The sequence below is a fragment of the Haloactinopolyspora sp. genome (genome assembly GCF_027324685.1).
Classification (GTDB): domain Bacteria; phylum Actinomycetota; class Actinomycetes; order Jiangellales; family Jiangellaceae; genus Haloactinopolyspora.
The window spans coordinates 1-24991 of the sequence record NZ_DAHVSH010000095.1 but is presented as its reverse complement, the minus strand read 5'-3'; the positions used below and the strand labels follow the sequence as shown (position 1 = coordinate 24991).

General features: G+C 69.6%; 24 protein-coding genes. 19 read left to right on the top strand and 5 right to left on the bottom strand.

What is annotated here, in order from left to right; translation table 11 throughout:
- Positions 1 to 43 precede the first annotated feature (43 nt).
- On the bottom strand, positions 44 to 1198 hold the full coding sequence (locus M6444_RS10635; protein WP_298326673.1) for an alpha/beta fold hydrolase: 1155 nt from the start codon (positions 1196 to 1198) through the stop codon (positions 44 to 46).
- Between the two features lie 29 nt (positions 1199 to 1227).
- On the opposite strand from M6444_RS10635, the gene hisH reads away from it, so the two are divergent.
- The 7 genes from hisH (at position 1228) to M6444_RS10600 (ending at position 8268) form a co-directional block, all read left to right on the top strand.
- The gene (hisH, locus tag M6444_RS10630; RefSeq protein ID WP_298326670.1) at positions 1228 to 1863 is read left to right on the top strand and encodes an imidazole glycerol phosphate synthase subunit HisH; all 636 of its coding nucleotides are present in this window, start codon (positions 1228 to 1230) and stop codon (positions 1861 to 1863) included.
- 3 nt (positions 1864 to 1866) lie between these two features.
- On the top strand, positions 1867 to 2616 hold the full coding sequence (locus tag M6444_RS10625; protein WP_298326667.1) for a class I SAM-dependent methyltransferase: 750 nt from the start codon (positions 1867 to 1869) through the stop codon (positions 2614 to 2616).
- Complete coding sequence (gene priA, locus M6444_RS10620; RefSeq protein ID WP_298326664.1) at positions 2613 to 3338, top strand: bifunctional 1-(5-phosphoribosyl)-5-((5-phosphoribosylamino)methylideneamino)imidazole-4-carboxamide isomerase/phosphoribosylanthranilate isomerase PriA; 726 nt, start codon at positions 2613 to 2615, stop codon at positions 3336 to 3338. Before M6444_RS10625 ends, priA begins: the two co-directional genes overlap by 4 nt.
- Complete coding sequence (locus tag M6444_RS10615) at positions 3335 to 3745, top strand: RidA family protein (RefSeq protein ID WP_298326661.1); 411 nt, start codon at positions 3335 to 3337, stop codon at positions 3743 to 3745. The genes priA and M6444_RS10615 overlap by 4 nt, the downstream gene beginning before the upstream one ends.
- Positions 3742 to 4500, top strand: coding sequence for an imidazole glycerol phosphate synthase subunit HisF (gene hisF, locus M6444_RS10610; protein WP_298326658.1), 759 nt, complete (start codon positions 3742 to 3744; stop codon positions 4498 to 4500). The genes M6444_RS10615 and hisF overlap by 4 nt, the downstream gene beginning before the upstream one ends.
- Positions 4501 to 4669: 169 nt before the next feature.
- Positions 4670 to 6487, top strand: a complete 1818-nt coding sequence (locus M6444_RS10605; protein ID WP_298326655.1) for an ABC transporter ATP-binding protein — start codon at positions 4670 to 4672, stop codon at positions 6485 to 6487.
- Positions 6484 to 8268, top strand: a complete 1785-nt coding sequence (locus M6444_RS10600; RefSeq protein ID WP_298326652.1) for an ABC transporter ATP-binding protein — start codon at positions 6484 to 6486, stop codon at positions 8266 to 8268. Before M6444_RS10605 ends, M6444_RS10600 begins: the two co-directional genes overlap by 4 nt.
- A 9-nt stretch (positions 8269 to 8277) precedes the next feature.
- On the opposite strand, the gene M6444_RS10595 is transcribed toward M6444_RS10600, so the two are convergent.
- Together M6444_RS10595 and M6444_RS10590 are read right to left on the bottom strand one after the other, a co-directional pair.
- Positions 8278 to 8811, bottom strand: a complete 534-nt coding sequence (locus M6444_RS10595; protein WP_298326650.1) for a septum formation family protein — start codon at positions 8809 to 8811, stop codon at positions 8278 to 8280.
- A 159-nt stretch (positions 8812 to 8970) separates the two neighbouring features.
- Positions 8971 to 9459, bottom strand: a complete 489-nt coding sequence (locus tag M6444_RS10590) for a septum formation family protein (RefSeq protein ID WP_298326647.1) — start codon at positions 9457 to 9459, stop codon at positions 8971 to 8973.
- A gap of 178 nt (positions 9460 to 9637) precedes the next feature.
- On the opposite strand from M6444_RS10590, the gene hisI reads away from it, so the two are divergent.
- From hisI to trpC, 6 genes are all read left to right on the top strand, one after another.
- Positions 9638 to 10012 carry a phosphoribosyl-AMP cyclohydrolase gene (gene hisI, locus M6444_RS10585; RefSeq protein WP_298326645.1) on the top strand — a complete coding sequence of 125 codons (375 nt, stop codon included), beginning with the start codon at positions 9638 to 9640 and terminating at the stop codon, positions 10010 to 10012.
- Positions 10009 to 11559 carry an anthranilate synthase component I gene (locus tag M6444_RS10580; protein WP_298326642.1) on the top strand — a complete coding sequence of 517 codons (1551 nt, stop codon included), beginning with the start codon at positions 10009 to 10011 and terminating at the stop codon, positions 11557 to 11559. The genes hisI and M6444_RS10580 overlap by 4 nt, the downstream gene beginning before the upstream one ends.
- A complete protein-coding gene (locus M6444_RS10575) occupies positions 11556 to 12146 on the top strand; it encodes a TIGR02234 family membrane protein (RefSeq protein WP_298326640.1) in 591 nt (196 codons plus the stop codon). The genes M6444_RS10580 and M6444_RS10575 overlap by 4 nt, the downstream gene beginning before the upstream one ends.
- A 77-nt stretch (positions 12147 to 12223) precedes the next feature.
- Entirely contained in the window at positions 12224 to 12478 is a 255-nt protein-coding gene (locus M6444_RS10570; RefSeq protein WP_298326637.1) for an HGxxPAAW family protein, read from the top strand.
- A gap of 66 nt (positions 12479 to 12544) precedes the next feature.
- Positions 12545 to 12835 (top strand): winged helix-turn-helix domain-containing protein, encoded by a 291-nt coding sequence (locus M6444_RS10565; protein ID WP_298326634.1) that lies wholly within the window; start codon positions 12545 to 12547, stop codon positions 12833 to 12835.
- A gap of 162 nt (positions 12836 to 12997) precedes the next feature.
- Positions 12998 to 13810, top strand: a complete 813-nt coding sequence (trpC, locus tag M6444_RS10560) for an indole-3-glycerol phosphate synthase TrpC (protein WP_298326631.1) — start codon at positions 12998 to 13000, stop codon at positions 13808 to 13810.
- Positions 13811 to 13868: 58 nt separating this feature from the next.
- Here trpC and panB read toward each other — a convergent pair whose 3' ends face one another.
- A complete protein-coding gene (panB, locus tag M6444_RS10555) occupies positions 13869 to 14705 on the bottom strand; it encodes a 3-methyl-2-oxobutanoate hydroxymethyltransferase (protein ID WP_298326629.1) in 837 nt (278 codons plus the stop codon).
- Positions 14706 to 14860: 155 nt separating this feature from the next.
- Here panB and M6444_RS10550 point away from each other — a divergent pair, with 155 nt between their 5' ends.
- Positions 14861 to 15574 (top strand): aquaporin, encoded by a 714-nt coding sequence (locus M6444_RS10550; RefSeq protein ID WP_298326627.1) that lies wholly within the window; start codon positions 14861 to 14863, stop codon positions 15572 to 15574.
- 79 nt (positions 15575 to 15653) lie between these two features.
- Here the strand turns inward: M6444_RS10550 and M6444_RS10545 are convergent, their stop codons facing one another.
- Positions 15654 to 17489 (bottom strand): NAD+ synthase, encoded by a 1836-nt coding sequence (locus M6444_RS10545; RefSeq protein WP_298326626.1) that lies wholly within the window; start codon positions 17487 to 17489, stop codon positions 15654 to 15656.
- Positions 17490 to 17592: 103 nt separating this feature from the next.
- Between M6444_RS10545 and M6444_RS10540 the strand changes: the two genes are divergently transcribed.
- The 5 genes from M6444_RS10540 to M6444_RS10520 all read left to right on the top strand — a co-directional run.
- The gene (locus tag M6444_RS10540; protein ID WP_298326625.1) at positions 17593 to 18930 is read left to right on the top strand and encodes a glutamine synthetase family protein; all 1338 of its coding nucleotides are present in this window, start codon (positions 17593 to 17595) and stop codon (positions 18928 to 18930) included.
- Between the two features lie 710 nt (positions 18931 to 19640).
- Entirely contained in the window at positions 19641 to 21737 is a 2097-nt protein-coding gene (locus M6444_RS10535) for a DUF4185 domain-containing protein (protein ID WP_298326624.1), read from the top strand.
- A gap of 54 nt (positions 21738 to 21791) precedes the next feature.
- A complete protein-coding gene (locus tag M6444_RS10530) occupies positions 21792 to 22187 on the top strand; it encodes a CrcB family protein (protein ID WP_298326622.1) in 396 nt (131 codons plus the stop codon).
- Complete coding sequence (gene crcB / locus M6444_RS10525) at positions 22184 to 22546, top strand: fluoride efflux transporter CrcB (protein WP_298326620.1); 363 nt, start codon at positions 22184 to 22186, stop codon at positions 22544 to 22546. The genes M6444_RS10530 and crcB overlap by 4 nt, the downstream gene beginning before the upstream one ends.
- Before the next feature lie 63 nt (positions 22547 to 22609).
- Positions 22610 to 24991, top strand: a 2382-nt coding sequence (locus M6444_RS10520) for a bifunctional [glutamine synthetase] adenylyltransferase/[glutamine synthetase]-adenylyl-L-tyrosine phosphorylase (RefSeq protein ID WP_298326618.1), incomplete at its 3' end; no start/stop codon positions are given.

Genomic DNA, 24991 nt, shown 5'->3' with positions numbered 1-24991 from the left:
ATCCGCACCTTGGACGCGATCTCCCCGCCACCGTCCTTGGGGCTCACCGGAGCCCGACGAGGAAGTCGTTCACCGCGGCTTCGTAGCGTTCCGGGCCGACGTTCCAGCTCTGGACGTGTTCGGCGGCCGTGCGCAGATAGGTGACGAGGTCTTCGCGGGCCGCGGCGTAGGCGTCGGACGAGGCCACCGGCACCGTCGCGTCGTTGGTGCCGTGTGCCAGCAGGACCGGAACGTCGAGGCGGTCGGCGTGGGCGACCTGGTCCATGGCGCCCAGATCGATGCCGGCGCGCAGGCGCACCATCGTCGAGGCGATGCGCCCGGCGAACCCCGGCAGCCCCCGTTCGGCGGCCTGGAAGGCCAGGATGTCCGGCCACGACAGCGCCGGCGAGTCGTACACCACGCCCGCCACGTGCTCCGAGCCGTGCGTGCGCAGGTAGTTGCCCACGATCGCCCCGCCCATCGAGTAGCCCACCAACACGACGTCGCGGGCGCCGGCTTCGAGCGCGTGGTCGATGGCTGCGGCGAGGTCTTCGGACTCCGTCCAGCCCAGCCCGAACTCGCCGTCGGCGTCCGCCGGGGCGCCGTCGTCGTTGCGGTAGGCGATCGACAGCTGCGGGTAGCCGGCCTCGTGCACCGGGGGCAGCAGCCGGTACGCCTCACCGCGCGATCCGCCGCGGCCATGCACGTGCACGACCCAGCGCGACTCCGAACCGGGCACGAACGTCGCGGGGTAGCGCCCGAGCGGGCCGTCGTAGGTGATCGTCGTCGCCTCGAGGCCGGTGATCTCGGCGAGATCGGCGACGTCCGGCGGAGCGGCGTAGAAGTCCATCCGGACGGCGGTGCCAGGAGCAGGAACGTCCGGGAACGGCTGCAGGCTGCGTACCACCTCGTCGCCGGTGGTCCGCACGTCGGGGCCGACCCGCGCGTACCCGTCGGCCCACTCCAGGCCCATGATGCCCGGATGGTCGGCGCCCTCGCCGGTCAGGGTGATCGACGTGTCGGTGACGGCCACGACCTGCACCGGGTACTCGGCCGGCTCGTCGCGGACCAGCAACAGTTCGTCGGCGTAGTACCAGCCGCCGGCGGTGGTGGTGGCCAGGATCAGGCCGGCCACGGTGATCGACCCGACGGCCACGTGGCGGGGCCAGCGCCGGGCCGCGGGCGCGCTGGCGGCGGCGTCGTCGGAGGCGGAACTCACGGCCGAAGTCTGACATGCCGGAGAACGCGATGAGCGCGCGACGGGTGGTGGTGCTGGACTACGGCTCGGGCAACCTGCACTCCGCGGTCCGCGCGCTGGAGCACGTCGGCGCTGACGTCACGCTCACCTCCGACCGCACGGCTGCGCTGGAGGCCGACGGGCTCGTCGTGCCAGGCGTGGGCGCCTTCGCTGCGTGTGCTGCGGGTATCCGGGCGGTGCGCGGGCACGAGGTCGTCAGCCGCCGGCTCGCCGGGGCCCGCCCGGTCCTCGGGGTGTGTGTGGGCATGCAGATCATGTTCGACCGTGGTGTCGAGCACGGCGTGGAGTCCGACGGGATCGGGGAATGGCCCGGTACGGTGGAGCGTCTGAACGCCGTCCCGCTGCCGCACATGGGGTGGAACACCGTCGAGGTCCCGCCCGGAAGCGTGTTGTTCGACGGTGTGGAGGGAGAGCGCTTCTACTTCGTGCACTCCTTCGGCGTACGGCGTTGGGAACTGGAGCGGTCCGGTCGGTTCGAGCCGCCTCGCGTGAGCTGGTCCGAGCATGGCGGCGACCGGTTCGTCGCGGCGGTCGAGAACGGGCCGTTGTCGGCGACCCAGTTCCACCCGGAGAAGTCCGGCGATGCCGGGCTCCGCCTGCTCGAGAACTGGGTGAGGGGTGTGTAGACCGTGACCACGTGGGATTCGCAAGCCTACGACCGCGATTTCGCGTTCGTCGCCGCCTACGGTGCCGAGTTGCTCGACTGGCTCAAACCGCAGCCGGGCGAGACCATTCTCGACCTGGGGTGCGGAACCGGTGATCTGACCGCACGCATCCTCGAGGCCGGCGCTACGGTGATCGGCCTCGACGCCGATCCGGCGATGATCGATGCCGCGCGAGCCCGGCTCGGCGACTCCGTGGAGCTGCGCGTGGCCGACGCGCACGACTTCAGCGTCGAACGACCTGTCGACGCGGTGGTCTCCAACGCCGCGCTGCACTGGATGCCGGCGCAGGTCGAGGTGCTCGGGTGCGTATCGGACGCGTTGGTCGACGACGGCCGGTTCGTCGCCGAGATGGGCGCTACCGGCAACGTCGCCGCCATCACCACGTCGGTCGACGAAGCCTGCCGCGAAGCGGGCCTGCCACCGCGGGTGTGGCCGTGGTTCTTCTCCTCGCCCGCCCAGTACGCGGCGATGCTCGAGGACGCCGGGCTCGAGATCCGGCAGCTCGACTTCTACGACCGGCCGACGAAGCTGGCCGGGGCCGACGGCTTGGCCAAGTGGCTGTCGATGTTCGCCTCCGACGTCATCAGCGATCTACCCGCCGAGGTGCTCGAACGCGCCGAGGAGAAGGCCCGGCCGACGTTGTGGCGCGATGGCGATTGGTGGGCCGACTACCGTCGGCTGCGGTTCCGTGCGATCAAGGTGGTCTCCTCATGAGCGAATTGGTGTTGTTGCCGGCCGTCGACGTCGCCGACGGCCAAGCTGTGCGGCTCGTCCAAGGTGCGGCCGGAACCGAGACGTCGTACGGCTCGCCCGTGGAGGCTGCGCTGGCCTGGCAGGCAGCGGGGGCCTCGTGGGTGCATCTGGTCGACCTCGACGCCGCGTTCGGCCGGGGTTCCAATCGGGAGCTGCTGGCCGAGGTCGTGGGCCGTCTCGACGTCGCGGTCGAGATGTCCGGCGGGATCCGGGACGACGAGTCGCTGCAGGCGGCTCTGGCCACCGGGTGCGCTCGGGTGAACCTGGGCACCGCCGCGCTGGAGGATCCCGACTGGACCGCTCGGGTCATCGCCGAGCACGGCGAGCGGATCGCCGTCGGCCTCGACGTACGCGGCACCACCCTGTCCGCGCGGGGCTGGACCCGTGACGGCGGCGACCTGTGGGAGGTCCTCGCCCGTCTCGACGCCGACGGATGTCCCCGCTACGTCGTCACCGACGTGAACAAGGACGGCATGCTGCGCGGGCCGAACCTCGAACTGCTCCGCCAGGTGTGTGCGCGTACCGACCGCCCGGTGATCGCCAGCGGGGGAGTGTCGAGCCTGGACGACATCGCCGCGTTGCGCGAGTTGGTGCCCGAAGGCGTCGAGGGCGCCATCGTGGGCAAGGCGCTCTACGCGGGGGCGTTCACGCTCGAAGAGGCGCTGAAGGTGGCGGCTGGATGACGCGGCGGATCTCGTCCGGTGCTCCGTGGGAGGCCGTCGTCGGCTACAGCCGCGCCGTCGCGGCCGGCGACCACGTCTGGGTGACCGGCTGCACGTCCATCGTCGACGGCGAGGTCGTGCACGAAGGTGATCCGTACGAGCAGACCAAGCAGGCCATCCGCAACGTCGAGTGGGCGCTGAATCAGGTGGGTGCCGGGTTGACCGACGTCGTGCGGACCCGGATCTTCGTCACCGACATCTCCCGGTGGGAGGAGTACGGCGCAGCGCACGGTGCCGCGTTCGGCGAGACCATGCCGGCGACGTCCATGGTCCAGATCAGCGCGCTGATCGACCCCCGGATGATGGTCGAGGTGGAAGCCGTGGCCTACCGTCCCGAGGTCGGGCGCGAGGTGGGGGAGCTGCTGTGAGTGTGGCGATTCGGGTGATCCCGTGCCTGGACGTCGATGCCGGCCGGGTCGTCAAGGGTGTGCGGTTCACCGATCTGCGCGACGCGGGCGACCCGGTGGAGCTGGCGCGGGTTTACGGCGCCGAAGGCGCCGACGAACTGGTCTTTCTCGACATCACCGCCTCCAGCGACGACCGCGAGACGACCTACGACGTCGTCTCGCGTACCGCTGAACAGGTGTTCATCCCGCTCACCGTCGGCGGTGGCGTACGCACGGTCGACGACGTCGACCGGCTGCTCCGCGCCGGGGCGGACAAGGTGGGCGTGAACACCGCGGCGGTGGCCCGTCCGGAGCTGGTCGACGAGATCGCCCAGCGATTCGGCGCGCAGGTCCTGGTGTTGTCCATCGACGCGCGACGAGGCGAGACCGAGTCGGGGTTCGAAGTGACGACGCACGGCGGGCGGCGCGGCACCGGCATCGACGCCATCGAGTGGGCGGCCCGAGCTGCTGAACTCGGCGCCGGTGAGATCCTGATGAACTCCGTGGACGCCGACGGCACTCGCGACGGCTACGACCTGGACATGTTGCGAGCCGTGCGCGCCGCCGTGGACGTTCCGGTGATCGCCAGCGGTGGGGCCGGCGACTTGGATCACTTTCCGCCCGCAGTCGACGCCGGGGCCGACGCCGTCCTGGCGGCGAGCGTGTTCCACTTCGGCGTGTTCAGCATCGGTGAGGTCAAGCAGGTTCTGGCCAAGGCCGGGCATTCGGTGCGCTGACGGGTTCGGGCGCGTAGCGCACGGGTCATGACGCCGGTGCGCCGGAGCGTCCCTCAGGGGTGTCGGTGCCGGTTGGTACCGTACACAACCGGACGGCCCACGAGCACGAGCAGCACTTTCTGTCGCGGACAGGCGCCGTGGTCACGATGCGGAGCAGAGAGCAGGAGCGGTGAGAGACGAGCGCCAGGCGACCCTGCGCGAGGGCCTGCGGGTGTTGCGGAGGGCTTTGCGCGACGAACCCCGCATCCTCGGCATCGCCATCGGCGGCAGCGCCGTCTACGGCATCATGACCGTCGCGTCGGCCGAGGTGATCGGTTGGGCGACCGACAACGTCATCGTTCCCGCCTTCGGTGAAGGCGACGCCGCGGCCGGAGCGCTGGCCGTGGCGGCCCTGGCGATCATCCTGACGGCCCTGTTGAAGTCCGCGGGCATGGCGGTGCGACGGTACTTCGCGGCCATCGGCCAGTACCGGCTGCAGGCGCGCTACCGCTACCGCGTCAGCCGCCAGTACCTGCGGCTTCCGTTGTCCTGGCACCATCGGCATTCCACCGGTACGTTGCTGTCCAACGCGAATGCCGACGTGGAGTCCTCGTTCTTCCCCATCGCGCCGCTGCCGTTCGCCCTCGGCGTCGTCGTCATGCTCGCCTTCGCCCTGGTGTCGATGTTTCTCGCCGACCCGCTGCTGGCGCTGGTGGGCACCCTCGTCTTCCCGGCCATCCTGTTGTTGAACTTCGTCTACCAGCGCCGGCTGTCGCCGCCGGCCACGCGGTCACAGGCGCTGCGCGCCGACCTGTCCGCGGTGGCGCACGAGTCGTTCGACGGCGCCACCGTCGTCAAGGCGATGGGTCGCGAGGCCGACGAGACCCGACGCTTCGCGGTCGTGGCCAACGACCTGCGGGACGCCAACGTCCAGGTGGGACGTATCCGGGGAGCCTTCGACCCGGCGCTCGAGGCGCTGCCCAACCTGGGCGTGCTGGCGGTGCTGCTGATCGGCTCCACGCGGGTGGTGAACGGCTCGCTGGAGGCCGGAACCCTCGTCCAGATCTCCTACCTGCTCACCGTCACCGCCTTCCCGATCCGCGCCATCGGCTTCGTCCTGGGCGAACTGCCGCGCGCGGTCGTGGGGTGGCGACGGGTGTCCGCCGTCCTCGACGCTTCGGACTCGCTGTCGTACGGGCCGAAACGGCTTCCCGCCGCAGACGGGCCTGCCCACGTCGGCGTCCACGACGTGTCGTACTCCTACGTCGACGACACCCCGGTGCTCGACGACATCACCCTCGACGTGGCGCCCGGGCGAACCGTGGCCGTGGTCGGATCCACCGGCTCCGGGAAGTCGACCTTGGCCGGGCTGCTGGTGCGCCTGGTCGACCCCGCCAGCGGTGCGATCGTGATCGACGGCGCCGACCTCCGCGACCTCGAGCACGGCGAGGTGGCGCGGGCCGTGGCGCTGGTGTTCCAGCAGCCGTTCATCTTCGAAGACCCGGTGCGCGACAACGTGACGCTCGGACGCGCGATGCCTGACGAGCACGTATGGGCCGCACTGCGCCTGGCCCAGGCCGACGGTTTCGTCGCCGAGCTCGACGGTGGCCTCGACGCCCCGATCGGTGAGCGCGGCGCGACGTTGTCCGGCGGGCAGCGCCAGCGCCTCGCGCTGGCCCGGGCGCTGGCTCGTGAGCCTCGGTTGCTCGTGCTCGACGACGCCACCAGCGCGGTCGACCCCGAAGTCGAGCGGCGCATCCTGGCCGGGCTGCGCGAGGCGTCGCTGCCGTCCACCGTCGTCGTCGTGGCCTACCGGCGCGCCACCATCGCGCTGGCCGACGAAGTCGTCTACGTGGCCGACGGCCGGGTCGCGGCCCGGGGCAGCCATACCGAGCTGTTGCGCGATTCGCCCGGCTACGCCGAGCTCATCACCGCCTACGAACGCGACGCCGCCGACCGAGCGGCCGCTGATCACGAGGCCGCACGTCACCTGGGGGACCGGGCATGAGCGCGACGTCCAAGCTGGGCGAGGCCACCGACGGCTCCGCGTGGAACACGCTGCGCCGCGGCCTGGCCCTGTCACCTGAGATCACCCAGGGCCTGGCCCTGACTCTCGTGCTCGCCGCGGTGGCCACGGCCGGGCGTGTCGTGGTGCCCATCGCCATCCAGCAGACGATCGACTCCGGAGTGAACGCGCCGGGCGGGCCTGACATCGCGTATGTGCGATGGATGCTCCTGCTTGCTGCTGTGGGTGTGGCCGTCACGGTGGCCGCGGCGTACTTCATGAACGTGCGCGTGTTCCGGGCCAGCGAGTCCGGCCTGGCCACACTACGGATCAAGGCATTCCGCCACGTCCACGACCTGTCGGTCCTGACCCAGGACACCGAGCGTCGCGGCTCGCTGGTCTCCCGGGTCACCAGCGACGTCGACACGATCTCCCGGTTCGTCCAATGGGGCGGACTGATCACGCTGGTCAGCATCGGCCAGCTCATGGTGGCCACGGTCATCATGACGATCTACTCGTGGCAGCTGACCATCCTGGTGTGGATCTGCTTCCTGCCGCTGTTCCTGGCGCTGCGGTACTTCCAGCGCAAGCTCTCCGCGGCCTACCTCGTCGTGCGCGAACGTGTCGGCGCCATGCTCGGGGCGATCTCGGAATCGGTCGTGGGGGCTCAGGCGGTACGCGCCTACGCGGTCGAGGCGCGTACGCAGCAGCGCATCGACGACACCGTCTCGGCCCACCGCGATGCCGCCATCCGGGCGCACAAGCTGGCTTCGGGGGCCTCGTCCACCGGCGAGCTGGTGGCCGGCTTCGCCAACGCCGCGGTCGTCGTGGTGGGTGTGCTGCTCGGCGTCGCCGGCGACATCACCCTCGGCCGACTGGTGGCGTTCCTGTTCCTGGTCACGTTGTTCATCGCACCGGTACAAGTCGGTACCGAGGTGCTCAGCGAGGCCCAGAACGCCATCGCCGGCTGGAAGCGGGTGCTCGGCATTCTCGACACCCCCGCCGACGTCGCCGACCCCGGCGAGGACGGCGCCGAGCTGCCCCGAGGGCCGGTGTCCGTCCGCTTCGAGCGCGTCTCCTACGCCTATCCGAACGGGCCGACCGTGCTCCACGACGTCGACGTCAGCATCGCGCCGCGAACCCGCGTCGCCGTCGTCGGCGAGACCGGCTCCGGCAAGACGACGTTCGCGAAGCTGTTGACTCGGCTCATGGACCCGGTCTCGGGCCGGGTCGTGCTCGACGACGTCGACCTGCGCGACATCCGCTTCGCCTCACTGCGCGAACGGGTGGTGATGGTTCCGCAGGAAGGGTTCTTGTTCGACGACACCCTGGCGGCGAACCTGCGCTACGCCCGGCCCGAGGCCACCGACGACGATCTTCGTCGCGCGTTGGCCGACCTCGGGCTCGACGACTGGGCGAAGTCGTTGCCCGCGGAGTTGTCGACCCAGGTGGGCCAGCGGGGCGAGTCGCTGTCGGCAGGGGAACGCCAGCTGGTCGCGCTGGCGCGGGCCTATCTCGCCGATCCAGACCTGCTGGTGCTCGACGAAGCGACCAGCGCGGTCGACCCCGCCACCGAGGTGCGCCTCGCACGTGCCCTCGAAGGCGTCTCGCGCGGGCGCACGTCGGTGACGATCGCCCACCGGCTCTCCACGGCCGAGGCCGCTGACGAAGTGTTCGTCTTCGACCGCGGTCACCTGGTCGAACGCGGACCGCACGCCCAATTGGCAGCCGCCGGCGGGGTGTACGCCGAGTTGCACTCAGCCTGGGTCACCCAGGCCCGCTGACCGCACGAGTCAGCGCTGGGCGCCCTCGAGCGTCCCGGTGGTGGGCACACCTTCTTCGTACACGGTGCACACGAGCTCACGGTCGCCTTGGCCCCAGGATTCCTCGGTGGGCTGCAGCCACTTGATGTCCAACGAGGACTCCTGCCAGGCCATCCCGACGAAGGTCTCGAACTCCGGGATGCAGTCCTCCTGGACCTGAGTCTCGAAGGCGTCCTCGCCGGGGAACTCGCCGTCGGGGACTTCGAAGATCGCGTAGACCTCCTGGTCGTGCGGTTCGTCGCACGGTACGACATTGACGTTGCTGACTTCTTCGTCGGCCTGGAAGTCGCCGATGCAGTTGCCGACCTCGATGTCGAAGACGTCGGACTCTTCGCCGCCGGTCTGCTCGGCGTCGGTCTCCTCGTCGCCGGCGTCGGCGGCTTCGGTCTGCTCGCCCCCGGTCGATTCGCTGCTGGCGTCGTCCGAGTCATCGGAGCACGCGCTCAGGCTCAGGGCGGCGACGGCGCCGAGCGCCGCCATGGTCGTACGAATCGTGGACCTCACGATATGTGCTCTCCTTCGAAAATGTTCAACACCGTCGGCTGAGGCCGACAGGTCACCGATCGCCGCGCCGGATGCCACGCGGAGAACGGGGGTCGATGGGGCAGGGGTGATGCACCGGCACGGTACGTTGCGGACATCGGCGGGCACGGCACGGCCGGGTCAGCGACCGGCGCCTTCGAGTGATCCGGTGACCGGACCGGCAGGATCGTAGACCAGGCAGATCAGTTCCCGATCGCCCTGACTCCACGACTCCTCGGTGGGCTGTAACCACGTGTAGTCGAGCTCGGACTCCGGCCACGGCGTGCCCACGAACGTGGCGAACTCGGCTGCACACTCTTCCTGAGCTTGCTCCCGCAGCGCGTCGTCACCTGGGAAATCACCGTCGGGGATCTCGGCGCTGGCGAAGACTTCCTGCGCGTGTTCGTCGGCGCACGGCACGACCGCGACGTCGGTGACTTCGTTCTCGTCCTCGAAGTCGCCGACGCAGTCACCGACCTTGACGTCGAAAATGTCGGCCGCGCCCGCCGACTCGGTCACCTGGCCCGACTCGTCACGCTGCGGCTCGTCGCCGTCGTCGGAGCAGGCGGTCAGCGACAGGGCGACGACCGCACCCGCGACTGCGGCGAGGGTGCGGATCGTACGTGCCACGGGTGTGCACTCCTTCATGTCCCGGAGTCTCAAGAATCGCAGATGTACCCAATCACGGCACCCTAGCCCGGCCATGGGGCGTCCACGATGCGAACCTCCGATGAAGTGCGCGCGAATCAGCGGCAGCAGTGCCGGGAGCCGGGCGACGTACCTGCCGAGCCTCAGGGACAATGGACTGATGCCCGACCTCGAGCCCACCATAGCTGCCCGGCTCAGACCGACATCCGACGGCCTGATCGCCGCCGTCGTGCAGCAGCACGACACCGGCGAAGTGCTGATGCAGGCATGGATGAACACCGAAGCGTTGCACCTCACCCTGACCACCGGGCGAGCGACCTACTGGAGCCGCAGCCGGCAGAGCCTGTGGGTCAAGGGCGAAACGTCGGGCCATCGGCAATGGGTACGCGAGGTGCGCCTCGATTGCGACGGCGACACGGTCTTGGTCAAGGTCGACCAGGAAGGCCCGGCCTGTCACACCGGCACCAGGACCTGTTTCGACGACGGCCTGCTCGAAGCCACCGTGGCGCCCCGAGCGGAAGGTGGGACCTCGTGAGCCGTCTCGACGCGTCGCCGGGACTGGAGGAGTTCCGGTTGCTGGCGAAAGAACGCCGGGTCATTCCCGTGGTGCGAAGGCTGCTGGCCGACGGCGAGACGCCCGTGGGGGTGTACCGCAAGCTCGCCGCCGACCGGCCGGGCACCTTCCTGCTCGAATCGGCCGAGCACGGTGGCGTGTGGTCGCGCTATTCGTTCGTGGGCGCGCGCTCGGCCGCCGTGCTCTCTGAGCGCGATGGCCAGGCGGTCTGGCACGGAGAGCCACCAGTCGGGTTGCCCTCCGGCGGCGACCCGTGGGAAGCGCTACGCGGCACTCTCGAGGCTTTACGCAGTGAGCGGATGCCGGACCTGCCGCCGCTGACCGGCGGGCTCGTCGGATTCGTCACCTATGACGCCGTGCGCCGGCTCGAGCAGCTACCAGAGACCACCGTCGACGACCTCCAGCTGCCCGAGATGGCGTTCTTGCTGGCCACCGATATCGCGGTGCTCGATCACGACGACGGCACGGTCCTGCTGGTCGCCAACGCCGTCAACTGGGACGATCGCGACGAGCGGGTCGACGAAGCCTGGCGCGACGCCGTACGTAGGCTCGACCGGATGACCGCCGAGCTGGCCGCGCCCACGCCGTCGTCGGTGGCCTCCTACGAGCCCGCCGTGGTCGCCGAGCATCGCAGCGCGACCCCCAAGGAAGACTTCCTGGCCGCGGTGGAGCGGGTCAAGGAGGAGATCCGCGCCGGCGAGGCTTTCCAGGTCGTCATCTCGCAGCGGTTCTCCACGCCGACCACGGCCGAGCCGGTCGACGTCTACCGGATCCTGCGTCGCGACAACCCGAGCCCCTACATGTATCTGGTCCGCCTGCCAGGCCCCGACGGCGGCGAGGACGGCGCGTACTCGGTGGTCGGCTCCAGCCCGGAGGCCCTGGTCAAGGTCAATGGCGACCGGGTCATGACGCACCCGATCGCCGGTACCCGGTGGCGCGGGGAGACTCCGGAGGCCGACGCGGCGCTGTCCGAGGAACTGCTCGCCGACCCGAAGGAACGGGCCGAGCACCTGATGCTGGTCGATCTCTCGCGCAACGATCTCGGCCGGGTGTGTGCGCCGGGCAGCGTCGAGGTGGTCGACTTCATGACGGTGCGCCGGTACAGCCACGTCATGCACATCGAGTCGACGGTCGTCGGCCGGCTGCGCGCCGACCGCAGCGCGCTGGACGTCTTGGCAGCCTGTTTCCCCGCCGGAACGCTGTCCGGTGCACCGAAGGTCCGGGCGATGGAGATCATCGACGAGCTCGAGACGACCCGGCGCGGCGTCTACGGCGGGGTGGTCGGGTATCTGGACTTCGCCGGCGACCTCGATGTCGCCATCGCGATCCGGACGGCGCTGATCCGCGACGGCGTGGCCTACGTCCAGGCCGGTGCCGGGATCGTGGCGGACTCCGACGCCGAGGCGGAATGGCAGGAGTCGCGGAACAAGGCTGCCGCCGCGCTGCGCGCCATCGCCGTGGCCGGCACGATCCGGCCCGTCGACGCCCGACCGGCTGATTCGTCGTGACACAACGCAGGCAATATCTCGCCACGCTGCTGCTGCTCGCGGCCGGCGGGGTGCTCGGCTTCGCCGCGGCCTCCCGGCCGTGGGGATCGGCACGGATGCCGTCGTCGCTGTCGCAGGCCACCGAGGTCACGGTGTCCGGCAGCGACCTGTCGCCGGTGGCGCCGGCGCTGTGCCTGGTCGCGTTGGCCGCGGTCGTCGCCATCCCGGCGGTGCGCCGGACCGGGCGACGAGTGGTGGGCTCCATCCTGGCCGTGCTGGGCTGCGGGTTGGTGGTGGTCGCCGGCCAGGCTCTGCTCGATCTGGACGAGCGGGTGCACACCTGGGTGGCCGACAGTCCCGGCCTGACCGGAACCGTCGACGAGGTCTCGGTGGCACCCTGGTGGCCGGTGGCGCTGGCGGTCGCGGGGATCATGATTCTCGCCGCGGGGGTGTCGACGGTCGTTCGCGGCCCGAGCTGGCCGTCCATGGGGGCGCGATACGAGCGCCCGGGCGCTTCCGGCCCCGAGCGCTCCGCCGGCTCGGACGAGGCGGCACCGGATCCGCGGCAGGCCTGGGATGCCCTTGATCGCGGTGACGACCCGACCTGAACGCGCCGGGTGGACGGCATCCGGCACAATGAGTATCAGGATGGCGGCACGCTGACGAACGTCGACAGGGAGTTGTGATGGCGTATAACAGCCACGGCCACACGCCGGCGGCTTGGACCACCGTGATCATCGTTTTCGTGGCTTTCACGATCGGGTCCCTGGCTGTCGTACTGCAGAACTGGCCGCTGTTCTGGATCGGTGGCGTGGCGCTCGCCGCAGTCGGCGGCATCGTCGGCAAGATCATGCAGATGATGGGCCTCGGTCAGTACGGCCCGCAGGCCGAGGACCGTGCGAGTGTCAACCCCGGGGCGGCTGAGGACACCGGCGGGTAAGCGATGACGCCCCGCCCCGGCCGAACGCCGGCGGGACGGCCGACGAACAGGCCGCCGCTGGTGTCGGTGGGTGGGGTCACACTCGATACGACGAACCGCCGCGTCAGCACGCCTGCCGGCGGCGAGTCGTCGTTGACGCCGTTGCAGGCGGCGCTGCTGGCGCACCTGATGAGCCGTTGTGGCCGGGTGTGCTCGCGCGAGGAGTTGATGTGTCAGGCGCTGGGCTACCCGGCGCCGGTCGGCACCCGCACCGTCGACGTCCACATCGCGACGTTGCGGAACAAACTCGGCGGGGCGCTGGCGATCCGGTCGGTGCGCGGTGTGGGATACACCCTCGAGACGCGAGCCGACCGATGATCCCAGGCGCGGTGCGGGGGCGTGCGGGAGCATGAGACCTGTCGGTGCTGGTTGGTGCGGGTGCGCCGAGCAGAGGACCGGGGGGCGTCATGCCGCCGGATCGGACGTGGCTAGTCTGGACCGGCCAGACCAATCGATCAGTGCGAGGACTGGAGGGCGGACATGAGCGTTCTCGACGAGATCCTCGGGGGTGTGCGTGCTGATCTTGCCGAGCGGGAACAGCGTGTTCCCCTCGACGAACTCAAGGCGATGGCGGCCAAGCAGCCGCCGGCACGTGATCCCTTGCCCATGCTCCGTTCGCCGGGTGTCTCCGTCATCGCAGAGGTGAAACGCGCGAGCCCGTCCGGTGGTTCCCTGGCCGAGATCCGCGATCCAGCGGCGTTGGCCGGCGATTACGAGTCCGGGGGAGCGGCAGCCATCAGCGTGCTGACCGAGCAGCGCCGATTCGGGGGCAGCCTCGACGACCTGCGCGCGGTTCGTGCCGCGGTCGATACCCCGGTGCTGCGCAAGGACTTCGTCGTCACCAGCTACCAGCTCTGGGAGGCCCGGGCGCACGGTGCCGACCTGGTGCTGCTCATCGTGGCGGCGCTGGAGCAGATCGCGCTGGTGAGCCTCGTCGAGCGGGCCGAATCGATCGGTCTGACGCCGCTGGTCGAAGCGCACACCGCCGACGAGATCGCGCGCGCGGCCGATGCCGGCGCGAAGATCATCGGCGTCAATGCGCGTGATCTGCGCACGCTCGACGTCGACACGACGACGTTCGAGCGGCTGGCGCCGACGGTGCCCGACGGGGTGGTGAAGATCGCCGAATCCGGCGTCAAGTCGCCCCGCGACGTCATCGAGCTCGCTCGGGCCGGAGCTGACGCCGTGCTGGTCGGCGAGTCGCTCGTGAAAGGCCGCGACCCGCGCTCCGCTGTCGCTGATCTGGTGGCCGCCGGAGCGCACCCCGCCCTCAACCGCGGCAGCCAGCCCTGACCCTGACGCGTGCCAGCAGGCGCCACGCCGCCCCGCCCGCCAGCACGGCGTCAGGACATCAGCGGTAGGTGTGCTCGTCCGCGGGGAACGACCCGGCCACGACCTCGTCGGCGAACGCCTTCGTGGCGTCGGTGAGCGCACCACGCAGGTCGCCGTACGCCTTGACGAACCGCGGTAAGCGGCCGCTGCGCAGCCCGGCCATGTCCTGCCACACCAGCACCTGTGCATCACAGTCCGGCCCGGCGCCGATGCCCACGGTCGGGACGGCGAGGCGCTTGGTGATCTCGGCTGCGGTGTGCGCCGCGACCATCTCGAGGACGACGGCGAACGCGCCGGCTGCCTCCAAAGCCTCGGCCGAGGCGATGAGCGCATCGGCGTCCGGGCCGCGGCCTTGGACGCGATAGCCGCCGATGGCATTCACGCTTTGCGGCGTGAAGCCGATGTGCGCCATCACCGGGATGCCGGCCTCGACGATGCGCCGAACCGAATCGGCCACCGCCAGCCCGCCCTCGAGCTTGACGGCCTGGACCCCGGTCTCCTTCATGACACGGATGGCCGTGCCGAGAGCCTGTTCGGAGCTGACCTGGTACGTGCCGAACGGCAGGTCGCACACCACCAGCGCCTGCGTGGTCGACCTCGTGACTGCACGCGCCAGCGGGATGAGCTCGTCGAGCGTCACCGGCACCGTGTCGGGGTGCCCGAAGACGTTGTTGCCGGCTGAGTCGCCGACGAGCAGCACCGGGATGCCCGCCTCGTCGAACACCTCCGCGGTGTACATGTCGTACGAGGTCAGCATGGGCCAGCGTTCGCCGCGCTCCTTGGCCGCCAGCAGATCTCGGATGGTCACCCGGCGGGAGCGTTGGCCGCCGTACAGTGCCGCGGTTTCGTGCGTCATCGCAGGACTCCTTCGATGTCTCGAGGCCCGGGATTCGGGTCCCCTAACATGAGCAATTCTCGCACGATAGGGTCCGATATGACGTGGCGTCGCAGGGTCGCCACCTCGTACAGGACCGCCGAGCACGTTCGATGTTCGGCAGGAGGGGCTGGTCAATGGCTGACGCGTGGCTTCGAAACGCGATCGCCGAAGCCGTCGGCACGATGGCTTTGGTGTTCGTCACACTCATGGCTCTCGGCGTGAGTGGGATGGCCACACCCTCGATCTTGGCCTATGGCTTCATCGTGGCAGCGCTCGTCGCGTCGCTGGGACACGTCTCCGGCGGGCATTTCAACCCCGCCATCACTCTGGCGATGCTTCTGGCACGCAAGATCGACCCGCTCGGGGCGGCGGTGTACTGGGTGGGCCAGTTCGCCGGTGCGGCGGTCGGCGCGCTCGTGGTGATGCTGGCGGTCGACGAGGAGGGGGTGGCCGCGGGAACGCCCGCGATCAACGAAAACCTCGTCAACGTCGGGGGAGCGATCACGCTCGAGGCGGTCGCGACGTTCATTCTCGTTCTCGTCTTCTTCGGCACGGTCGTGGACGAGCGGGCGCCGCTGTCGGTGTACCCGTTCGCCATCGGCGGCGTCATCATCGCCGGCAACGCCGCGCTGCTGCCCACGACCGGTGGCGCGCTGAACCCTGCCCGTGGCTTCGGCCCGGCCGTGGTCAGCGGCGAGTGGGACGCCGTGGCGGCGTGGCTGGCCGGGCCGCTGATCGGCGCCGTCCTGGCCTGGGCGGTCTACGCCTTCGTGATCGCCGAGCGGCAGTCGTCGAAGAACACCTTCCCCCAGCCGGTGCCGCCGCCAGGTCCGTCGCTCCTGCCCTGACGCCGCGGACGTCCTGACAACTGCCGCGGGGGCGTCCCGACGTTTGCCGCGGGGGCGTCTTGACGTCAGGCCCGAGACGTCAGGACGCGGCCGGCGGCGGTGGCGGCTGGCTGAAGCGTCCGCTCGCCCGCGCCCCGGCGCTCGTGACCTGCTCGCGCCACTGGCTGGTGATGGGCAGGCGACGGTCGCGGCCGAAGTTGCGGCCGGTGATCTTCGGCCCCGGCGGGTACTGCCGGCGCTTGTACTCCGCGGTGTCGACCATGCGCAGCACCTTCGAGACGACGTCGGGGTCGAACCCTGCGGCGTGCAGCTCCGTGGGGCCGCGGTCCTGTTCCACGTAGTGGTCCAGGATCTGGTCCAGCAGCGTGTAGTCGGGCAGTGAGTCCGAGTCGAGCTGGCCGGGACGCAGCTCGGCGCTGGGCGGCTTGTCGATCGAGGACTGGGGGATCGGCGGCACCTCGCCGCGGTTCTCGGCGGCCTCGTTGCGCCACCGCGCCAGCTCCCACGTCCAGGTCTTCGGCACGTCCTTCAACGGGGCGAAGCCGCCCACGGCGTCGCCGTAGATCGTGGAGTACCCGACGGCCAGTTCGGTCTTGTTGCCGGTGGCCAGCACCAGGTGGCCCTCTTCGTTGGACAGCCCCATCAGCGTCATGCCCCTCACCCGGGCCTGCAGGTTCTCTTCGGCCAACCCGGTGAGCTGGATGTTGTCGAGAAACGCGCGCACCATCGGAGCGATCGGCACGATCCGGAACCGTAGTCCGGTCCGGTCGGCCAGGTCCTGGGCGTCGGTCTTCGAGTGGTCAGAGGAGTACGAGCTCGGCATCGAGATGCCGTGGACGTTGTCCGCACCGACGGCGTCGACGGCCACGGCCGCGGCGAGCGCGGAATCGATCCCACCGGACAGCCCGAGGATCACCGAGGTGAACCCGTTCTTGGCGACGTAGTCGCGCAGACCGGTCACGAGCGCGGCGTATATCTCGGCGTGATCGGACAGGCGCGGAGCGATCGCGCCCGGCTCGGGCGGGTATTGGGGCAGCGGCGCGGTGGTCAATGTCGTCCGCAGCACTTCGAAGCCGGCGATCTGCTCGCGGCTCATGCCCCAAGGTTCCGGTGCCGACGCCGTGGCCTGGGGCAGGGTCAGATCGGCGATCAGGCACCCGTCCTCGAATTGCGGCGCGCGGGCCAGGAGCTCGCCGTCGGCGCCGACGATGAGCGAGTCGCCGTCGAAGACCAGCTCGTCCTGCCCCCCGACCAGGTTGACGTAGGCCAGCGTCGCCTCGGCCGCCATCGCGCGGCGCGCGGCCAACTCCAAGCGGGTGTCGTCTTTCTTCTGCTCGTACGGCGATCCGTTGATCACCAACAACAGCCCAGCTCCGGCCTCGCGAGCCACCGACACCGGACCGCCTTCACGCCAGATGTCTTCGCACACCGCCAGCGCGACGTCGACGCCGTGCAGCCGGAACACGCCGAGGTGATGGCCCGGCACGAAGTATCGGGACTCGTCGAACACGCCGTAGTTGGGCAGGTGGTGCTTCGCCTGACGCGACACGACCCGGCCGCCGTAGAGCACGGCGACGGCGTTTTGCGGTGACCCCTTCGGCACCCCGAGGGTCGTCGTGCCCGCGGCCGACTCGTCGCGGTCCAGGTACCCGACGACGACGGCGGTCGACCCGAGCCCTTCGGCGTCGAGGCGCGCGGCCAGCGCCTCGACCGCAGTGCGGGAGGCGTCGACGAACGAGGCGCGAAGGGCGAGGTCCTCCACCGGATACCCAGTGAGCGCCATCTCCGGAAACGCCACCAGATGTGCGTGCTGGCCGGCGGCGTGTGCCGTCGTCTGGACGATGAGATCGGCGTTGGCGTCGAGAGCACCGACCGTGCTGTTGATCTGGGCGAGGGCGATTCTGATCTGCGGCACGAGTGTGAGCCTAACCGTCGTTCTGGCCGGATCGGCCGCCAGCTTTGACGACGTCGGCATCTTCGGGTTACCCGGACGGTCCGCGGTGAGGCACACTGGCGCCGTGGAGAAGCAGCAGCAGTTCGTCCTCAGGTCGCTGGAAGAGCGGGACATTCGATTCGTCCGGCTGTGGTTCACCGATGTGCTGGGCTTTCTCAAGTCCGTCGCGGTGGCCCCGGCCGAGCTCGAGAACGCCTTCGCCGAGGGCATCGGCTTCGACGGCTCGGCCATCGAGGGGTTCGCCCGGGTCTATGAAGCCGACATGCTGGCCAAACCGGATCCGTCGACGTTTCAGGTGCTGCCCTGGCGCGGCGGTACCCACGGCACGGCGCGCATGTTCTGCGACATCCTGATGCCCGACGGGTCGCCGTCATACGCCGATCCGCGTCACGTGCTCAAACGGGCCTTGAGCCGGGCAGCTGAGCAGGGGTTCACCTTCTACACCCATCCCGAGGTCGAGTTCTTCGTCTTCAAGGAGCAGCCGGAACCCGGTGAGGTGCCGGTGCCGGTCGATGCCAGCGGCTTCTTCGACCACACCGCCCACGGGGTCGCGCAGGACTTCCGCCGCGACACCATCACCATGCTGGAGGAGATGGGCATCTCGGTGGAGTTCAGCCACCACGAGAACGCCCCGGGCCAGCAGGAGATCGACCTGCGCTATGCCGACGCGCTGGCGACCTCGGACAACCTCATGACGTTCCGGGCGGTCGTGCGCGAGGTGGCGTTGTCACAGAACCTGTACGCCTCGTTCATGCCCAAACCGTTCACCGAGCATCCAGGCTCGGGCATGCACACCCACGTCTCGCTGTTCGAGGGCGACCGCAACGTGTTTCACGAGCCCGGCGCGCAGTACCAACTGTCCAAGACCGCACGCGCGTTCATCGCCGGGCTGCTGCGCCACGCGCCGGAGATCACCGCGGTCACGAACCAGTGGGTCAACTCCTACAAGCGCCTCCAGGGCGGCGGCGAAGCGCCGGCGTACGTCTGCTGGGGGCACAACAACCGCTCCGCGCTGGTCCGGGTGCCGATGTACAAGCCGGACAAGGGCCAATCCGCGCGTGTGGAGATCCGTTCCGTCGACTCCGCCTGTAACCCCTACCTCGCCTATGCGGTGATTCTCGTCGCAGGCCTCAAGGGCATCGAGGAAGGCTACGAGCTCCCGCCGGGCGCTGAAGACGACGTCTGGGCGCTGACCGACCGGGAACGCCGCGCCATGGGCATCGACCGGCTGCCGGCGTCTCTGGACGAGGCCATCCATGCGATGGAAAACTCCGAACTGGTCGCCGAAACCCTCGGCGAGCACGTCTACGAGTTCTTCCTGCGCAACAAGCGCGCCGAGTGGGACGAGTACCGGTTGCAGGTCACTGCGTACGAGCGCGCCAAGATGCTGCCCGTGCTCTGACGACATTGTTCGGCAGCGCTTCGCCCTGGGGTCAGGGGCGCTGCCTGGCTGGTTGGCTTGTGTTGTGGGGCTGGTTGGACGATGCCGCAGGCCGTGATGATCGTCGTGGGACCGTGAGCCGCTGAGGTTGCGGGCGATTTCTGCCTCATGATCACCTATGGCGCGTGATCATGGGGCAGTAGTGGGCGGGTGTGGTGCTGTGTCGCGGGATCATGAGGCGCTTTTGGCGTTATGGCGCTGCTACTGCCTCATGATCTATCCAGGGGTGGCGGCTAGTGCCTCATGATCACTTATGGCGCGTGATCATGAGGCAGTAATGGGAGGGTGCTTCTTGCGCGAGGCCGTGGGACCGTGAGCCGATTCGCCGGGTCGTGATGATCGTCGTGGGGGAATCTGCCGTTATGGTGCGCGATTTCCAGCATGACGATCTTCACGACTGCTTTGGCGGGCTGTTTCGCGCCTGATCCGGCACGACGATCTTCACGACCCACCAGGACCGCTTCCACGCCCGATCTCGGGACAGACAGCGATCGGCCCCTCGGCGCAACCCCAATGTGGGCCGAGACTACGCCGCCGCCCGGCGAGACACACCAGGTCACGAGTTCCTCCGGTGCGCCCAGCACGCGACGAGCTTCACCCAGCCCCCTTGACGGATCACGATCCGCCCCGATATTGATGTGAAATCGATTGCTCACCCTGATCGGAGCGCCATGCCTCGTCCCGTGCACGTCGTCCCCGTCTCCCTCGTCGCCGCTTCGGCGCTGATCGCCGCGTGGCCGCCAGCAGGTCCGGGCGACGGCGGGTCAGCCGAGGTATCCGAGGCGCCACCGAGTGCATGGGAGGGGACGCTGCGCATGGACCCGCACGAGCGGTTCGGCACCGACAGCGACGGCGATCTGTGGCCGTCGTGTTGGTCCGATGACGGCAATCTCTATGCGGCCTGGGGCGACGGCAAGGGCTTCGACCTCGATGGCGAGTTCTCCGACATCGGCGTCGCGCGGATCTCCGGCGAGCCGGGAGATCTGGCCGGCGTCAACCTCGCCCAGGGCGACGACGTGGGGCCGATCTGGGCGGAATCGGGCTACAACCGCAAACCGACCGGCATGGTGTGCGTCGGCGACACCATCCACCTGGCGGTGCAGGATCTCGCCCTGGACTTCAACGATGTCCCCAACGCCACCATCGTGACGTCCACTGACGGCGGCCGGACGTGGACCTGGGACGAGGACGAGCCGATGTTCGACGACCACACGTTCACGACGATGTGGTTCGCCGACTTCGGCCAGGGCGGTGAGTGGGCGCCGGACGACTACGTGTACGTCTACGGCCTGGACGGCAACTGGCGCGACTCCTTCAACGACCGCGTGGATGATCCGGCAGACGTCTTTCTCGCCAGAGTGCCGCGAGACAAGGTCGCCGACCGCGGCGCTTGGCGCTTCTACGCCGGGACGAAGGGCCCGCACGGCAAGCTGCGCTGGTCGGACAACATCGACGAGCGCCGCCCGGTGCTGCACGACACCAGGCGGGTTTATCAGCAGATGCTCGAGGCTGGCTTCGCCCACGACATGACGGTGCTCAGCCAGGGGCACGTGCTGTACAACGAGCCGCTCGGACGTTACCTCTACACGTCGTGGACCGAGTACACGCTGGAGATGTACGAGTCGCCGACCCCCTGGGGGCCGTGGAGCCGGATGTCCAGCCACGACTTCGGCGGTTACCCCTGGGGACCGGAGCAGCACGCCGGCTATGGCGCCACGATCCCGTCGAAGTTCCTCTCCGATGACGGGCAGACGATGATGTTGCAATCCAACGTGTGTCCGTGCGCCCCGTCGGGCACGCCGGTCTACCGCTACTCGCTACGGCAGGTGGACCTTGTTCCCAACCGTGGCGGCGAGGCGACGAACGAGCTCGGCGGCGGCAATCTCGCCGCGCCGGAGTCCGAGGCGGTGGCGGTGTCGAAATCGGTGAACCAGGGCGATCTGGCCGCGTTGAACGACGGCTCTACTGATGTCAGCCTCGACGACTACGACGTCGAGCTCAAGCGAGAGTCGTGGTGGGGCTACACCTGGCCGGAACCGAAGCGGATGAACCGCGTCGTCTACACCACTGGCGAAGTGAGCGATCACGACGGCGGCTGGTTCCTCGGCCGGCCTCGGGTGCAGGTGCGCCAGGACGGCGTCTGGACCGACGTCGACGGACAGCTCACCGATCCGGTCTACCCGGGCCGGCACACTGTGGGCTCGACCCAGGAGTTCACCGTCACCTTCCCCGAGACCGTGGGCGACGGCGTGCGCGTCATCGGCGTTCCCGGCGGTGACCTGGCCTATTCCTCCATGTCCGAGGTGGCTGTGTACTACGACCTCGCGCTGATCGATGGCGGCTTCGAAGGTCAGAGTGGCGGCCTCGGCGGCGCGTGGTCGTTCGAGGGCGGCGCAGCGCACGGAATCGACGGCAACGGCTCACATTCACACACCGGCGAGCGGAATGCGTGGGTGCGCACGTCCGAGCCGCTCGGAACCCAGGTCCTCACGCAGACCGTCAGCGTCGAGCCGGGGTCCACGCTCGACCTGTCGGCTTGGGTCCGCACCTCCGACGTCGTCGAGACTGTCCGCCTTGGCGTGCGCTTCGACGGCGGCGAGCAGATCGAGACGTTCCCGGGCGTCGCGGAGTGGGTGTACACGCAGCGTTCGACGTCGGTCGCCGTGCCCGACGACGTCTCGTCGATCACCGTGGTCGTGGGGTACGACGCCGACGGCGGCGATGCCATTCTCCAGGTCGACGACGTGAGCTTGAGCGCCACGCAGTGACGACCCGATGCACTAGGTTCGGGTGCCGTGACCCGGATGAAGTGGCGAGCGAGCGTGTTAGGCGCCGTCTCGGCCGGGGGAGTCGTCGGGGCTGAGGCCAGGTATGTCTTGAGCCTGTTCGAACCGAGCGGTGCCGGATTCCCCTGGGCGACGCTGGCGCAGAACGTCTCGGGCTGTCTGCTGATCGGCGTGCTCATGACGGTCGTGCGTCAGTCGACGGCGCCCCTCTGGTTGATCAGGCCGTTTCTCGGTGTCGGTCTGCTGGGTGGATACACCACGTTCTCGACCTACGCCGTCGACGTGCACCAGATGTTGATCGACGGGCGTCATGTGGTGGCGGTCACCTACCTGGTGGCCACGCCGGTCGTGGCCGTGCTGGCCGTCTGGTCCGCGACAGCGGCCACACGTGCCGTGCTGCGTCGACGTAGGCCACGAGGCGGCATGACGTGACCGTTCTCCTGGTGGCTCTCGGTGCTGCGGTGGGCGCGCCGTTGCGCTACGTGACCGACCAGTTCGTCCAGGCCAAGGCGCCGGCCGTGGTGCTGCCCTGGGGCACGCTCATCGTCAACGTCATCGGTTCGTTCCTCCTGGGCATGATGGCGGCGGCCAGCGCACGCGGCGGGCTCAGTGACGATGCACTGGCCCTGGGTGGGATCGGCTTCTGCGGGGCGCTGAGCACATACAGCACCTTCAGCTACGACACCGTGCGTCTACTCGAGGACGGGAACCCCTCGGCCGGGTTGGTCAACATCGTCGTCAATCTGGCCGGTGGCCTGGCCGCTGCCGCAGCAGGCTGGTGGCTTGTCTGACGACGTGACGGTCCGGGCGGTCGAGGATCCCGCTCGTACCGGCGGACCGGTAGGTTCGGTGGCATGTCGGTGAACCGGACCGAAGGGCGCCTCGCGAGACTGGCCAAGGCGGGGTTCGCCGACGCTGCTGCGGCGGCGCGGGAGCTGGACGGCACGGTGCTCGGCGACGTGGCTGCGGACTCCGACCTGGTCTCCGCGCTCGGCGCCGCGGCCGACCCTGACCTCGGTCTTCGTGAGCTCGGGCGGCTGGTCGACGCGCTGGCGCCCGGAGCGGAGCGCGACGGACTGCTCCGGGCCCTCGTCGAGGACACGCCCGGTCGCCGTCGGCTGCTGGCGGTACTCGGGTTCAGCTCGGCGCTGGGCGACCACCTCGTGCGGCATCCGGACCAGTGGCGCGATTTCGACCGGATCGACCCTGAACGCCGCCCGGACGCGGCGGCGCTCCGGGCGAGCATGCTTGAGGCGGTCAGTGCGGATCCGGATGCTGCCAGCCCGGTCGCCCAGGGCGAACGCGGAGACGTGCTCGATGGGCTCCGAATCACCTATCGGCGGCAGCTGATGGCGTTGGCGGCGCTCGATCTGGCCGACCGGCTCGATGTCGCCACGGTGGCAGCCGAGCTCGCCGTGCTGGCCGACGCGACGCTCGAGGCCGCCTTGGCCGTCGCGCGATCGGAGCTGCCCGCCACCGCCGCGCCGTGCCGGCTGGCCGTCATCGGCATGGGCAAGTGCGGTGGCCGCGAGCTCAATTACGTCTCCGACGTGGACGTCATCTTCGTGGCCGAGCCGGTCGGCGACGACGACTCGACGCAGTGGCTGAGCTCGGCGACGAGCCTGGCCACAGCCATGATGCGGGTGTGCTCCGAACACACCGGCGAGGGGACCATCTGGCCTGTGGACGCTGCGCTGCGCCCCGAGGGACGCACCGGGCCGCTGGTTCGCACGGTAGCCAGTCACGTCGCCTACTACCAGGACTGGGCGAAGACGTGGGAGTTCCAGGCACTGCTCAAGGCCCGGCCCGTCGCCGGTGATCTCGCGCTGGGTGCGCAGTACATGGACGCGGTGACACCGATGGTGTGGCACGCGGCCGACCGAGAGGGCTTCGTCGGCGACGTCCAGGCGATGCGGCGGCGGGTGGAAGATCACATCCGGCCGGCCGAAGCAGACCGGCAACTCAAGCTCGGGCCCGGCGGGTTGCGCGACGTGGAGTTCGCGGTGCAGTTGCTGCAGTTGGTGCACGGCCGCGCTGACGAGACGTTACGCAGTGCATCGACGCTGGAAGCGCTGGCAGCGTTGACGCAGGGCGGCTACGTCGGGCGTGCGGACGGCGCAGTGCTCGACGAGGCCTATCGGTTCCTGCGAACCTTCGAGCATCGGATCCAGCTGCGCAACCTGCGCCGAACCCACGTCGTGCCGGAGTCCGACGACCAGTTGCGGGCGGTGGCGCGCTCGCTGTCGATGCCGCGCGCCGAGGAATTGGTGCAAACGTGGCGGCAGCAGGCGCGTGAGGTCCGCCGACTGCACGAGAAGCTGTTCTACCGGCCACTGTTGTCCGCCGTGGCCCAGTTGCCCGGCGACGAAGCCAAGCTGAGCCCCACCGCGGCGCTGGCCCGCCTGCAAGCTCTCGGCTACACCGACCCGGCCGGCGCGCTGCGACACATCGAAGCTCTCACCACCGGCGTGTCCCGTCGGGCCGCCATCCAGCGCACCTTGCTGCCGGTCCTGCTGGGATGGTTCGCCGACGCACCGGAACCCGACACCGGGCTGGCCGGGTTCCGCCAGGTCAGCGACGCGCTCGGTACGTCGCCGTGGTATCTGCGCATGCTGCGTGACGACGGGGCCGCCGCCGAACGGATGGCCCGAGTCCTGGCGTCGGGGCGCTACGCGACCGAGTTGCTGCTGCGAGCTCCGGAGTCGGTGGCGATGCTCGGCAACAACGCCGAACTTCGCCCGCGGGAACGCGAACCGCTGGAACGCGAGGTCATCGCCGGGGTGCAGCGCCACGACGACCCCACGGCCGCCATCGGCGTCGTCCGGGCGATGCGGCGGCGGGAGCTGTTCCGGGTGACCGTCGCCGATCTGGTGGGCGAGATCGAGGTCGACGAGGTCGGCGCCGGGCTGACCGCCATCGCCGAGGCCACCCTCGCCGGTGCGATGTCTGCGGCGATCCGATCGGTCGAGGCCAGCCGGGGTACGGCGCTGCCGACTCGACTGGCGGTGGTGGCCATGGGCCGCCTGGGCGGGCGCGAGATGGGCTACGCCTCCGACGCCGACGTGCTGTTCGTCCATTCTCCCCGGCCCGACGCGGACGAGGAGGAGGCGGCCGACGCTGCGCTGGCGGTGGCCAACGAGATGACCCGGCTGCTGGCGTTGCCGTCGCCGGAGCCGTCGCTGACCGTCGACGCGGCGTTGCGTCCCGAGGGACGACAAGGACCGTTGGTCCGGACC